This window comes from Chloracidobacterium sp. (assembly GCA_016716305.1).
GTDB lineage: Bacteria > Acidobacteriota > Blastocatellia > Pyrinomonadales > Pyrinomonadaceae > OLB17.
This window is the reverse complement of sequence record JADJWP010000002.1, coordinates 3,275,491-3,289,041: the sequence shown is the minus strand read 5'-3', so window position 1 is coordinate 3,289,041 and position 13,551 is coordinate 3,275,491. Positions and strand designations below refer to the sequence as shown.

14 protein-coding genes and 1 pseudogene are annotated in these 13,551 nt (G+C 53.4%); 10 read left to right on the top strand and 5 right to left on the bottom strand.

Annotated features, from left to right (window positions below):
• Positions 1-14: 14 nt before the first annotated feature.
• From IPM28_16925 to IPM28_16915, 3 genes are all read right to left on the bottom strand, one after another.
• On the bottom strand, positions 15-1,073 hold the full coding sequence (locus tag IPM28_16925) for a cysteine synthase family protein (protein MBK9174666.1): 1,059 nt from the start codon (positions 1,071-1,073) through the stop codon (positions 15-17).
• An 86-nt stretch (positions 1,074-1,159) separates the two neighbouring features.
• Positions 1,160-1,948, bottom strand: a complete 789-nt coding sequence (locus tag IPM28_16920; protein MBK9174665.1) for a 3-oxoacyl-ACP reductase FabG — start codon at positions 1,946-1,948, stop codon at positions 1,160-1,162.
• A gap of 169 nt (positions 1,949-2,117) precedes the next feature.
• Positions 2,118-2,624: a hypothetical protein gene (locus tag IPM28_16915; GenBank protein MBK9174664.1), complete on the bottom strand. Its 507-nt coding sequence runs from the start codon at positions 2,622-2,624 to the stop codon at positions 2,118-2,120.
• Positions 2,625-2,739: 115 nt separating this feature from the next.
• Between IPM28_16915 and IPM28_16910 the strand changes: the two genes are divergently transcribed.
• Together IPM28_16910 and IPM28_16905 are read left to right on the top strand one after the other, a co-directional pair.
• The gene (locus tag IPM28_16910) at positions 2,740-4,752 is read left to right on the top strand and encodes an AMP-binding protein (protein ID MBK9174663.1); all 2,013 of its coding nucleotides are present in this window, start codon (positions 2,740-2,742) and stop codon (positions 4,750-4,752) included.
• 31 nt (positions 4,753-4,783) lie between these two features.
• Positions 4,784-6,226 (top strand): CHAD domain-containing protein, encoded by a 1,443-nt coding sequence (locus IPM28_16905; protein MBK9174662.1) that lies wholly within the window; start codon positions 4,784-4,786, stop codon positions 6,224-6,226.
• On the opposite strand, the gene IPM28_16900 is transcribed toward IPM28_16905, so the two are convergent.
• Complete coding sequence (locus tag IPM28_16900) at positions 6,163-7,128, bottom strand: isoprenylcysteine carboxylmethyltransferase family protein (protein MBK9174661.1); 966 nt, start codon at positions 7,126-7,128, stop codon at positions 6,163-6,165. The genes IPM28_16905 and IPM28_16900 overlap by 64 nt on opposite strands.
• Positions 7,129-7,177: 49 nt before the next feature.
• Here IPM28_16900 and IPM28_16895 point away from each other — a divergent pair, with 49 nt between their 5' ends.
• The 6 genes from IPM28_16895 to IPM28_16870 all read left to right on the top strand — a co-directional run bounded on the left by IPM28_16895 (position 7,178) and on the right by IPM28_16870 (position 10,983).
• Positions 7,178-7,810: a DNA-3-methyladenine glycosylase 2 family protein gene (locus tag IPM28_16895; protein MBK9174660.1), complete on the top strand. Its 633-nt coding sequence runs from the start codon at positions 7,178-7,180 to the stop codon at positions 7,808-7,810.
• Between the two features lie 74 nt (positions 7,811-7,884).
• Positions 7,885-8,454, top strand: coding sequence for a class I SAM-dependent methyltransferase (locus tag IPM28_16890; protein MBK9174659.1), 570 nt, complete (start codon positions 7,885-7,887; stop codon positions 8,452-8,454).
• A gap of 8 nt (positions 8,455-8,462) precedes the next feature.
• Positions 8,463-9,395, top strand: a complete 933-nt coding sequence (locus IPM28_16885) for a histone deacetylase (protein MBK9174658.1) — start codon at positions 8,463-8,465, stop codon at positions 9,393-9,395.
• Positions 9,396-9,401: 6 nt separating this feature from the next.
• Entirely contained in the window at positions 9,402-9,932 is a 531-nt protein-coding gene (locus tag IPM28_16880) for a shikimate kinase (GenBank protein ID MBK9174657.1), read from the top strand.
• Positions 9,933-10,107: 175 nt separating this feature from the next.
• Entirely contained in the window at positions 10,108-10,587 is a 480-nt protein-coding gene (locus IPM28_16875) for a BON domain-containing protein (GenBank protein MBK9174656.1), read from the top strand.
• Between the two features lie 18 nt (positions 10,588-10,605).
• Entirely contained in the window at positions 10,606-10,983 is a 378-nt protein-coding gene (locus tag IPM28_16870) for a LysM peptidoglycan-binding domain-containing protein (GenBank protein ID MBK9174655.1), read from the top strand.
• 49 nt (positions 10,984-11,032) lie between these two features.
• Here IPM28_16870 and IPM28_16865 read toward each other — a convergent pair whose 3' ends face one another.
• Positions 11,033-11,359: a helix-turn-helix transcriptional regulator gene (locus IPM28_16865; protein ID MBK9174654.1), complete on the bottom strand. Its 327-nt coding sequence runs from the start codon at positions 11,357-11,359 to the stop codon at positions 11,033-11,035.
• A 55-nt stretch (positions 11,360-11,414) separates the two neighbouring features.
• On the opposite strand from IPM28_16865, the gene IPM28_16860 reads away from it, so the two are divergent.
• Together IPM28_16860 and nadB are read left to right on the top strand one after the other, a co-directional pair.
• Complete coding sequence (locus tag IPM28_16860) at positions 11,415-11,906, top strand: SRPBCC domain-containing protein (protein MBK9174653.1); 492 nt, start codon at positions 11,415-11,417, stop codon at positions 11,904-11,906.
• A gap of 38 nt (positions 11,907-11,944) precedes the next feature.
• Positions 11,945-13,539, top strand: a pseudogene (gene nadB / locus IPM28_16855) (L-aspartate oxidase).
• Positions 13,540-13,551 lie beyond the last annotated feature (12 nt).

The following is a 13,551-nucleotide window of genomic DNA, read 5'->3' as shown; positions in this document are numbered from 1 at the left end:
GCCTGCGTTTCGATCTAGGGAGTGACCCGTCCGATCGTTTGGTATCCAAAAAGTCGGACATCGGGCGAAAGATAGCCGTCTTTGATCGGTTCCTCACGAACAAGGTCCGTACTCAGATATTTCTTATTGTCATCACAAAGCACGGTGGCAACGACGGCCTCGGGGCCAAGTTTTTCGAGAGCGATCAGTGCTCCCAGAAAATTCGCTCCGGACGAGATACCGACCGCGAGCCCAAGCTCTTTTGCAAGCATTTGCGCCATCAGGATGGAATCGCCGTCCGAAACACTGATCACCTCGTCCAATTTCTTTAAATCGCAGATCGGCGGAATGAACTCGTCCGAGATGCCCTGGATACGGTGGCTGCCGACCTTGTGGCCCGTCGACAGCGTCGGCGATTCGGCCGGTTCAAGCGGATAGACCTTGATGTTGGGATCTTTCTCGCGAAAGTACGCCGCGCATCCCATAATGGTCCCGCCTGTTCCAACCCCTGCCACAAAGGCATCCGGCTCAAATCCGGCCTTAGCGAGTTGGGCCCATATCTCGGGCGCCGTCGTTTCGTAATGGGCCTCGGGGTTGGCGAGATTCGAGAATTGATGCGGCAGAAAAACCCTGCCATGTTCGTATCGGAATGCGTCAGCCATCTCGATACTACCAAGAAAGCCGCCCTCTTCATGAGACACGAGCGTTACTTCGGCCCCATAACTCTTGATCAGCGATATGCGTTCCTGGCTCATCCATTCAGGCATGAATACATGAACCGGATTTCCGAATGCATGGCCGATAGCCGCGAACGAGATGCCGGTGTTGCCGCTGGTCGCCTCGGCGATGATGTCGCCCTTACGGATTGCACCGTCGCGGTATGCACATTGAAGGATATGGTACGCCATCCGATCTTTAATGCTCCCGGACAGATTCAAGTGTTCGGCCTTTGCGAAAACGGTCCGACGCGAGCCTTTAAAATGGCAGTGAATGGCTAGAAGCGGGGTATTGCCGATCAGGTTTTCGACGTAATTCCGACTGGCTGGAAGAGCGGCAAAGTGGCTCTGGAAATCGCTGAGGCTATTCGTGTTCATAAGCGATCAAGCCGACCGGGCCGGCTACTTATCGCTTATCACGCTGAAAGGCATCTCGCTGTGCGTTAGGTCACAATTCCGGCTTCTCACCCGCAGAGCACGGCGCCGCCGTTAACGTTCATGATCTCGCCGGTGATATGGCGTGCCCATGGCGAGAGGAGAAAACATATTGAAAGGGCAACGTCGTCGGTCGTGGCGACGCGGTTAAGCGGGATCGTCTTCAAAACGCTTTGATGATATTCCTTGTCTTCAAACACAGGCCGGACCATTGCCGTTTCGATCCAGCCCGGTGCGACGCAGTTAACTCGTATCTTTGGGCAAAGTTCTGATGCGAGTGCCTTTGTAAAACTGATCTGGCCGCCTTTTGACGCCGCGTAATTCGAATAATTCGCCTCGCCGCGTTGGCCGGCGGTTGAAGAGACCAGGACGATCGCACCGGATTCGCGTTTCTTCATCGCGGGAACGCACGCCTTCGACATCGCCCACGCCGCTTTCAGGTTTGTGTTAAGGACGCGGTTCCAGGTCTCCTCGGACATTTCCTCGATCGGAGCACCTTCCCAGATCCCGGCGTTCAGCACCAGCAGATCAATGCCGCCAAATTCCTCTACCGCGCGTCTCGCGATCTCGGTCGCCGCAACTATGCTGGAAACATCGCCCTGAACCGCGATCGCTTTCACGCCTTTTTCCTGGCAAAGCCGAACGGTTTCATCAGCCTCGGCATGCTGCTGTAGATAGTTCACAACAACATTTGCCCCGCCCTCAGCGAGACGTACAGCTACCGCCCGCCCAACACCTCGCGACGCACCGGTAACGACCGCAGTTTTCCCAGCAAAAAGGTTATTTGGAAACGAGATCGTAGGTGTGTTGTCCGTCATGGTCCTCGTAGGCCTTTGCGGTCAGGAACTTTCATACCTTCACGCAACCGCGTGAAGCTTGGATGATGCTCCCTAAAAATAGTTGATGAAAATAAGATAGCCGCAAAGGCATTTAAAAATCAAAACGGCGGCATTGATAAACGCCGCCGCTCAAATGCTTTGCCGACGTCTAGTATTTATCTTTAAGCCACATTTGAACGAGCTTTGCAGCGATCAGCGCAACGGGAAACATATATATCGCCCAAGAGAAATAGGGGCTAAGGATTTCTGGCACCGGGAAGATCGATCTCACAGCCGAAACTGCGGCCGCGCATATGATAACCGTCGCCGGCACGGCCAGATTTTTAACCTTTCTGATATCTCCAGCACCCGCGTAAGTGATAAACGCGGTCATTGCGAGCATCAATAGGCCCGGAAGCGGAAGACCCAGCGTCGGATAAAAGAATATCAGCACGAGAGTAACCCAATACAGAGAAAGCGTTCCGGGGCCGAACAAAAGTAGTTCTCTTAATATCGTCGACCATTTCCCAAATTTTTCGGAAAAAGCAGGTTCATCCGAGGCCATCAGCTCATCATGAGCGCTATAATTCACCGCCAAAGAGCCGGGTTCGGGCTGCGTTTCGAAGAACGCATTCACTGCGTTTTCGATCCTATCGTCAAGTTTAATTTTGCTCATTTGGGTGGGTTGGACTGAGGCATTTCCATATCAATGATACGTTTTAAGGTCTTACCGAATCAACAAGTTTTTATGCTGTCGCTTTCGTGATATTTTTGAATGAAATCCGAGTCTTATGAACGATCAAAACCTCCTCGAAGATCAGCCCATCGCCTGGACACCGACGCCCGAGGTCATCGAACGTTCGCGGCTAACGCAGTTCATGCGGCAAGTCGGCGTTTCGACGTGGGACGAGCTATATCAATTCTCCATCCGCGACGTCGAAAAATTCACCGAAGAGGTCCTGAAATTCCTCGACATCAAATTCGACCCGCCCTACGAAAAACTCCTCGACACCTCAAACGGCGTAGAACTGCCAACGTGGCTCTCAGACGCCGGCCTCAATATCACCGAGATGTGCCTCGACCGCTGGCAGACAGACGCGATGCAACACCAGCCCGCGGTCATATGGGAAGACGAGGAGGGCAATTCTCGGGAGACCTCTTATCTCGAATTGATGGAGGACGTGGAAGATTTGGCTGAGGGTTTGATGATGCTCGGCCTAAAAAGAGGTGATGCAATCGGGATACATCTGCCGATGTCGGACGAGACGGTGGAAGTATTATTAGCCATTGGGCGAATCGGGGCCATCGCTGTTCCTGTCTTCTCAGGTTATGGAGTGGACGCGATTGCCAGCCGATTAAATGCGGTTAAGGCAAAGGCGCTTGTTACGATTGAAGGATTCAAACGCCGAGGAAAGTTCTTTGATGCGTATGCAATCGCCGAACAAGCAGTAGCGGCGTGTCCAACTGTGGAATCAATCCTTGTTGTGAATCGCAGCCTCACGGTCGATGAAAAATGGGTTCCTGATGCTAGAGCGAGTTCGAATCCCAAAGTAACTTTCGTACCTCATTTAATCGATAGAGTCATCGAAGAGCTAAGTCCTCGTATTGAAACGCCTCCGGAACCAACCGCCGCCGAAGACCCGCTCATTATTCTCTACACCTCCGGCACGACGGGCAAGCCTAAGGGCATTGCCCACACGCATGCGAGTTTTCCGATCAAGGCGGCGCAGGATATGGCGTTTGGGACGGATGTGGGGCGGGGCACGCGGATCTCTTGGTACACGGACATCGGCTGGATGATGGGGCCGTGGCTGATCTATGGGGCGTTGATAAACGGTGCGACGATCTGTATTTACGACGGTGCTCCGGATTATCCGCAGCCTGACCGGATGTGGGAATTTTGTGCGAAGCATAAGGTCGAGATCCTCGGGATATCGCCGACGCTGATCCGTGCGTTATCAAATTGCGGTGACGACCTGCCGAAAAAGCACGATCTGAGCTCTCTGCGGGCATTCGCCTCGACCGGTGAGCCATGGAATCCTGCGCCGTGGTGGTGGTTGTTTGAGAAAGTTGGGAACAGCAAACTACCGATCATCAACTACTCCGGCGGCACCGAGATCGCGGGCGGTATTCTTATGGGCAATCCGCTGCTGCCGATAAAGCCTTGTTCGTTCCCTGCTCCTTGTCTGGGAATGGACGTTGATATTCTGGATGAAGAAGGCAATCCGGTCGGACCCGGCGAGGTCGGCGAACTCGTCATCAAACAGCCCTGGATCGGGATGGCTCGCGGATTTTGGCAGGAGAAGGAACGCTATCTCGACACCTATTGGCGGCGATTCAAAGACATCTGGGTCCACGGTGATTTTGCGATGCGTGATAAGGATGGCCACTGGTTCATCCTCGGCCGCAGCGACGACACGCTGAAAGTCGCTGGCAAACGCGTCGGCCCCGCCGAGGTCGAAAGCCTGCTCGTCGCCCATCCGCTCGTCACCGAAGCCGCCGTCATCGGCGTCCCCGACGAAGTTAAAGGCACGGCGATGGTGGCGTTTGTAGTCTTGTCAGAACCGGGAGCGATATCGACCGGGCTGCAGGCAGAGCTAAAGGCCCTGGTTGCCAAAGACATGGGCAAGCCGCTTGCTCCTTCTAAGATCCATTTCGTCTCGGCATTGCCGAAAACCCGCAATGCCAAGGTGATGCGACGCGTGATACGTTCGGCTTATCTTGGCGACGATCCGGGCGATCTTTCGGCTCTCGAAAATCCACAGGCCGTCGACGAAATTCGCACATTAGGTTTTAAAGGCTGACGCTCCGAAATTCTGATAGACTGAAGAAACCGTGGCACAAGCGATCGAGATCAAAGCTCCCATTCGGGCTGCAGACCCGCAGGAATGGCTTGCCGCCGTGCTGCGCACTCGATTTAATGAGGTGATCTCGAATCGGGGTTCCGCATTGAACGAAAGCCAGGTCGAAGGCATTCACGACATGCGGGTATCCATCAGACGGCTTCGCAGCGTGATCCGCGATTTTGCCGATATTGCCGATAAATTCCCTCTTAAGACCCTCAGAAAGGACCTTGGGAAACTAGCCGACGCCCTCGGCAAGGTACGCGATCTTGATGTCGCAATTCAGGCACTCGAACGCCTCGCAGCAAAAACGCGCGACCCTGATATTTCCGCCGGCGTCCTCGACATCGTGCGGAAGTTTCGCAAGCGTCGTAGTGAGGAATTCGATGCGTTGCGGCCTCACCTTTTACCAGCGGCTGTCGAAAGACTCTCGCATCGTTTCGAAAAGGCATTAAATACTTCGCTTGGTCAACGAAGCCTTTTCGGGGCAGCGACACTCGAAGATGCCCAAGGTGAGATCTTGCAGAAACGCGTCGAAGATTTTCACAAGCTTGCCGATTCTCTCTTTGACCCGCATCAGGTCCGGCGGCATCATAAGCTGCGTATTGCTGCAAAACATCTGCGTTATGCAGCGGAACTGTTCGCTCTCGGCGAAGAGACAGATCTTCCGGCAGCCGCAAAAGAGATCGCAGCGATGCAGTCGTATCTGGGCGAAGTTCACGACTGCGATGTGTGGATCGTCGATCTGAAACGTGGGCTTACCAGCACGAAACGCAGATCACTTGTCAATTCCGGAACGACACGCCGCCATTTGGTTGATGTCGCAGTTCGTTCGGCGTCGGAGCAAAGCGTTTCGCTCCGCACTGGAGCTTTACGATCAATGGCAGGTCAACGATTTCTTGCACCGGCTCGTTGGCGATGGCCAGCCGGCGATCGAAACAACCGGCGTTCCCGAACCGAATCGCATCGAAACGTGAGCGGAGCTGACATATATACGATCGGCCATGGCCGGCACGATTTCGGGTATTTTCTCGAGCTATTGAACGGTCACGGAGTGAAATTCGTTTGCGACGTCCGGAGCGTCGCTCGTTCACGGTGGCCGCATTTCAACGGAATGGTCTTGCGAGAACTTCTGACGGAAAACGGTATCGGATATGAACATTTGCCCGAATGCGGCGGCAGAACGAAACCGAAACCTGACGATCTTGCCTGGGGGGTCGACCGGATCGTCGAGATATCGTCCGAGGTCGCGACCGTTTTAATGTGTTCGGAATCGCACCCGCTTTCGCGGCACAAGATACCAAGGGCGAATTGTCACCGTATCGGACTGCTCGCTCCTCTGATCAGAGCAAAAGGCATTGACCGGATCATTCATATACTACCCGATGGGCGATCGACCGAATTCGACGAATCTGCGGTTCCGTCGATCTGGTAGGCCCTGAGCCTCGGCACCCAGCACTTTGTTGCGTTTTTGTAGTCTTCATACGGCGGGCCAAACCGTCGCATTAGATCGTCCTCTTCGAGCGGACGGAAGATAAGCTGCCAGATAGCCGAACCCATCAGCGCATAAACTGCAACAAGCGGCGAGCCGAGAAACAATGCGACCGCGAGGCCCTGACCAATGCCTGACAGCGCCATCGGATTGCGTACGAATGAATACGGCCCCTGTACGACAAGCTCTCTGGCGTGGTCAAGAGGCAGCGGCGTCCCTCTTCCGATTCTCGACATCACGATAGCTGACCAAATGCCGGGGATACTTAGTAAAACGAACAACAGCAAAGCGATCGGCCCTTGTCCCGCAAATTCGAGGCGGACGATACCGATTTTGTCCTCGACGATAGTGATGAGATAAGGAAAGATCAGGAGTATCACCGACCAGACCAAGACGATCTGCGTGAAAGTCTTGACAAGCACGTAGTTTGACGAGCTCGGCCGCGCCTCGCGAAACATATCGCTGCGGACGCTGAGCGCTGTAGCGAATACACCCGACCAGAGCATTGCCGGGAGCATCAGCACGACCCCGAGCCATCCGGTGTCGGTCATAGTTGCCATTGCCAGCGTGTACAGGGTCGCATACGAAACCGCACCTGTGACCATCCACGCCGCCGAGGACGCGAAGCGATTCCGAACAGTTATCAACAGCCCTGAGACGATCGAAAGCGGGCCGATAAGTAACAGATCGGGCAGCCAAAACGCCCAGAGCGTCGTTAAAGAATCGGCCTCAAGCTGAAAATAGCTGCGCGATCGCGGGACCGTTATAAGCACCACCCACCAGCCCGCAACAGCGAAACCCTGTGCCAAAAAGTAAACCGCAGCATTTCGTGTGACCTTTTCCATCTTGTTGATACAATCGTGTCGAGCAGAAATGTAACAGCGCATTCGAACGATGTCCATACAGCTAGATCTGAGTCAGTTAGTCGCCGCCTGCAGATCGCTTGCGGCCGATGAGCATATGTCTTTTATCATCGACCGGTACGGCACTCCGCCGCTTTGGGACAGGCCTCCTGGTTTTGCGACGCTATTGCAAATAATTCTCGAACAGCAAGTGTCGCTGGCCTCGGCAAAGGCTTGCTTCGACAAACTGTCGCAACAGATCGGCGAAGTGACGCCCAAAGGATTCGCGGAGCTCGATGACGTCGAACTTCGATCGATAGGTTTCAGCCGGCAGAAGGCAGCTTATGCAAGGCATTTGTCGGCAGCCATAATCGAAGAACGCCTCGACCTTGGGCGACTCCGGAATTTGCCGGACGCCGAGGTCAAGGCCGAACTTATGAAACTGAAGGGCGTCGGCGAATGGACCAGCGACATTTACCTACTAATGGCACTGCTCCGCCCGGACGTTATGCCGAAAGGCGATATTGCGCTTCACGCCGCGTGGCAACGCGTTTCAGGCGAGGTCAAGCCGAGCGCGAACGAGTTCTTGCAGATCTCCAATCGCTGGCGGCCATATCGGTCCGTAGCCGCCAGACTTCTCTGGCATTTTTACTTGAGCGAGAAGCGACGCCCTAACAAAATTTGAGCTCTAGTAAGCGTTGTCCGACGTCGTGGCTGTTGGTCGTATTTCTGTCTTCGGTGTGATAATTTTTGAATACAATGAAGATCTTGGACGTCGGCTGCGGTGCAAACAAATATCCAGGTGCGATCGGGCTCGATCACAATCCGCGGACAAATCCCGATGTTATCCACGACCTTGGCGAGATTCCATATCCGTTCGCCGACAACGAGTTTGACCTGATCGTTTCGAGCCATGTTGTCGAGCACGTACCGGATGTGATGGCATTCATCAGCGAACTGCACCGGATCGCGAAGCCCGGAGGCACGATCCGCCTCTTGACGCCACACTATACCAACGCCGACTGGGCCAACGACCCGACCCATCGTAACCATATAAACAGTTATACTTTCAATACTTTCCAGCCCGGCCGGCAGGTGTTTGACTTTTACACCGATGTTCAGCTGAAGCCAGTTTCGACATACGTCTCACTTGCCGGGCTCTGGAGGTCCTTAGGTATCGAGTTCCTTGTTAATCTCGATCAACGGTCGCCATCAATGCGTTTTCTTCGAAAATTTTGGGAGCAGTATTTGAGTTTCCTGATGCGCGGAAAAGAGCTTCGTTTTGAATTCGAAGTCGTTAAATCCGAACTGCCGGATACAGCAGAATGAATTCGCAAATGTCTGGCTACTCGATCTTCTACTCGCCATACTACTATGCTGATATCGGCGAAGGGCACATTTTCCCGATCAGAAAGTTCGAACTCGTTCGCGATAGACTGTTGGCAGAAAGGACGATTTCGGCCGACGAACTCATCGAGCCGGCACCCGCAAAGATCGCAGACCTGCATCTGGTACATACAAAAGATTATATTTCACGGCTCGCTTCTGGCGAGTTGACCGTGAAGGAATTGCGAAAGCTCGGCCTGCCGTGGTCTCAGTCGTTGGTTCGCAGGTCTTTCCATGCGATTTCGGGCACTATAAACGCGGCCCGCATGGCGTTGGCCGATGGCATTTCGTCCAATCTCGCGGGCGGTACACACCACGCATATCCAGATCGTGGCGAGGGTTTCTGTGTTTTGAATGACGTTGCGATTGCGATCAGGGTGTTGCAGCAGGAAAAACTCGCCGAGAGATTTTTGATCATCGACTGTGACGTTCATCAAGGCGACGGGACCGCGTTCATTTTCAGGGAGTCGCCCGAGGTTTTCACTTTTTCGATGCACGGAGCAAAAAACTATCCACTTTTCAAGCAGGCCTCATCGCTTGACATTGAGTTGCCCGACGGCACCGGCGATCAGGAGTACCTGGAGACGTTGGAGCACGCCCTTGACCGTATCAGACTTCATCAGGCCGACATCATTTTCTACCTTGCCGGAGCGGATCCTTACGAAAATGATAAACTCGGCCGATTGTCGGTCTCGATCGACGGACTCAAACGAAGGGATCAAATGGTAATGGATTTCTCACGATCCCAGAGAGTTCCAATTGTGACGACCATGAGCGGCGGATATGCGACCAGCATTACGGATACGGTCGAGATACACTGCAACACGATACGCGCCGCAAAATCGGCCTTTTTTGACATTTCGACCGCAAGTATGTCAGGTTGACACTTCATGCCGCCTGCCTCGAATGAACGAAATATCCGAATCGCACTGACCGGCTTTATGGGTGTCGGCAAATCGAGCGTCGCCCGCCATCTGGCACAGCTTCTTCGCTACCGTCGGCTGGATCTGGACAGTTTGATCGAAAATACCGATGGAAGGCGGATCGCAGACATAATCGACAACGATGGCGAAGCGAACTACCGTACGATCGAGACGGCATGCCTGCGAACCGCCTTGGCCGATCCGGATTGCCGGATCCTTTCGCTTGGAGGCGGAACGTGGACGATCGAGACCAATCGCCTGTTGATCAAAGAGAGCGGCCTGACGAGCGTGTGGCTCGAATCTACCTTCGATCATTGCTGGCAGAATATTCGCAAGTCCCGAAAAGAAAGGCCGCTTGCCCGTAACCGCGAGACGGCCCAAAAGCTGTTCGAACAGCGACAAAAACTTTACTGTCTTGCAGATTGGCATTTTATTGTCCGGCCCGAATTCACGTCATTTGATATTGCAAAGCAGATCCGTGAGCAGGTTTTTTCCTGAACGATGATGTTCGTATTGAAAAATAGCTCAGGATGCACCAATATGGTGGTAAGACTTTACACCGGCATTTACGCGTAGTTTGCGGAAATCAGTTTATGAAACGATCGCGTGTATTGTTTGGACACTGCGGGCATAACTAATTATCGGATCTGAGAACGAACTTTCAGGAGGAAAAATGAAGATCAAATTCTTAACATTACTAGCTGTTGCAGCGGTTGCCTTTATGGCCGCATGCGGCAAAAGCGATGCTGACCTTGCGAAAGCGGTCAATGACAAACTTGCGGCCGATAAGGTCACCGGAATTACGGCTGCCGTAAATAGCGGCGTCGCCACACTTACTGGTGAAGTAACGGATATCACCGTGAAGAACAAGGCTGAGGCGTCAGCAAAAGCCGTCGAGGGCATCAAATCCGTAACGAACAATGTAACGGTCAAGGCTCCGCCGCCCCCGCCGCCGTCGCCGGATAAGATGATCGAGGGAACTGTGAACGAAGCGATCAAGAAACTCGGGATTACCGGCGTTACGGTGACAGTAGCAGACGGTGTCGTAACGCTTAGCGGAGAGGTCACCGGGCGCGAAAACCTTGCGAAGGTAATGCAGGCGGCGAACGAAGCCAAACCCAAGAAAGTTGAGAACAAGTTGACCGTCAAGTAGGCGGATAAGGGAGGAAAAATGTCACTTCAAGAGAAATATCAAACACTTCTTGATCTTGCCAATCAAAATGGTACGGCTTACGAGCTTAACGAAAGCGACGATGTGCTTTACGTTACCGGCACGGCCCCTGACGATGCGGCAAAGAACGCTTTGTGGGACGAATACGAGCGTCTCGATCCGGAATTCCGGTCAGGCGATCTTGTTCTTAACATCACAACCGCAGCAGCTGCCGCCGGCGGTGGAATGCCGACATATACGGTTGTTTCGGGAGATAATTTGACCAAGATCGCGAACAAATACGGTATTCAATGGAAGGCGATCTGGGACCATAATCGCGATATACTCAACCATCCGGATAAGATCTATCCCGGACAGGAACTGAAGATACCGCAATAAACGTCTTGTTGTTCGATAAACGGGCCCGTTCGGAGATATCCGGCGGGCCTTATCTTTTTTCGATATCGTGTTTGAGTTTTGTAAGCAATTCGACCGAAGGCGAAGCGTATTGACTGATCCAGCGGTCGTAAATGTCGCGGATCGGCGTAACATCGAGAAAATTCCATCGAAACCTCCCCTTTTTTTGTACAAAGATCAGTCCGGCCGTTTCGAGCACTTTGAGGTGCTGCATAACGGTGCATCGATCTAACGCGTTGAAATGATCGCATAGATCCGAAGTTGTTCGTGGTCTGTCCTTGAGAAGGTCCAGGAGTTGGCGGCGTCGAGCGTCAGCGAGAGCTTTGAAAACCAGATCGTGAGATCTCTTCCTTGACATGTTATAAATCTATAACATATGCTTCCTGCTCGAATCAAAATTCAGAGGTTAGAATATGGAGCTCAAATTTCAAGTTCAGACCAGGATCCAAAAGCCGGTCGCCGAGGTTTTCAACGCCGTATATGACCCAGTAAAGCTAAGCGGTTACTTTACAAATGGCGGTGCAAGCGCCCCGCTCGATGAGGGGACTACAGTAGAATGGGCATTCGCGGACAATCCCGGTGACCAAAAGCTGGTGTTTCCGGTGAGGGTCACAAGGGTCATCCCCGGCGAGCTTATCGTTCTGGGTTGGGAGGGCGCGAAGGACCTTCAAACCGTCGTCGAAATCGAGTTTGAGCCGATCGGTAACGACACCATCGTTCGCATTCGCGAGACAGGCTGGCGAGAAAATCAAGATGATCTTAACAGTTCATACTTGAATTGCTTCGGATGGGGGCAAATGCTCTGTTGCCTGAAGGCGTACACGGAATATGGAATCGATCTGAGGAAAGGAGCATACGAAGGCCTATATAAAGCCGCTGACCATCACGGAACCGGAAACGGATGAACGCGACACATTAAACGGAATTTGCTACATTGCTTCTAATGGCACTGGAAACAGATTTTGTCGTCATTGGGAGCGGCGTAGCAGGTCTCAGGGCAGCTATCGCGCTTTCTGCGGCGGGTGCAAGGGTCACTGTGCTGACCAAGGACAAAGCGAGCGAGTCTAATACCGAATACGCTCAAGGCGGTGTTGCGGTTGTCCTCTCCGATGACGACAACGCCGAATTGCATGAGGATGACACCCTTATTGCAGGCGCTGGCCTCTGTGACGAACCGGCCGTTGAGATACTTGTCACCGAAGGCTCCCGATATATCAAAGAGTTGATCGATTGGGGCACCGAGTTCGATAAAGAGGCTGGGCGACTCGTTTTTACCCAAGAGGCAGCTCACTCCCGCAGACGGATCTTACATGCTCACGGCGATTCGACCGGTAAGGAGATCGTCCGTTCGCTGATCGCCAGGGCCGCGGCCGAAAGATCGATCAATTTGCTTCCGTTCGCAAATACCGAGCAGTTGCTTCTTTCGAACGACCGCTGTATCGGAGTCGGGTTTCTTGATCCGATACTTCGCGCTTCTCGTGAGATCTTTGCAAGGGCTGTGATCCTATGCACAGGCGGTGCAGGCCAGCTCTACCTTCACACGACAAATCCCTCGGTTGCGACCGGCGACGGTATGGCAATGGCGTACTTTGCCGGCGCAGAAATCGCAGACATGGAGTTCATCCAATTTCACCCGACGGCGCTGAACATCGAAGGGGCACCGCGCTTCCTTCTTTCCGAAGCAATGCGTGGCGAGGGTGGAACACTCAGAAACATCGATGGCGAGAGGTTCATGGGGCGTTACGACGAGAGGCTCGAATTGGCACCTCGTGACATTGTATCGCGGTCAATAGTCGCGGAAATGCGTCGCACGGGCTCTCGACACGTGTATCTTGACATGACCGCGCTCGACGCGGGATTTCTTCGTCATCGATTTCCAAAGATCTACGACACATGCAAATATTACGGCCTTGACATCGCAAAAGATCAGTTGCCGGTCTCACCCGCATCGCATTACTGTATGGGCGGCGTGCGAACCGACCTCTGGGGCCGAACGACGGTTCCGGGACTTTACGCTGCAGGCGAAGTAACATGCACAGGAGTACACGGCGCAAATCGTTTGGCATCCAACTCGCTATTGGAGGGTTTGGTTTTTGGGGCGCGCGTGCCGGCGAGGCAGCCGCGAGAGATACTTCGCCATTGCAGACTCATAAGGGCCAGCCCGACAACGACTCGAAAATCTTTGATGGCCGTTCAAGACCTGCTCTTACGACCGCGGTCCGAAAACGTGTCAAACGCGTAATGTGGGAACGCGTCGGAATCCTTCGTGACAGCGCGTCGCTAAAGCGAGCGATCCTCGAATTCGAGCAGATCTCTCGTGCCGATCTGACCACGGCCTCTAGAAATTTCGTCACACTTGCGAGACTTGTCGCAACTGCAGCACTCTGGCGTGAAGAATCCCGCGGCGGCCACTTTCGGACCGACTTTCCTGATCAGGTCGATCGATTTCGTGTACATTCTGTTCAACAGATCGATTCGGCAATAAGGCCCGAAACAACGATCGCCTTTGACCCTGCGGCTATGAAAATTGGCGTATAACCTTTATCATCG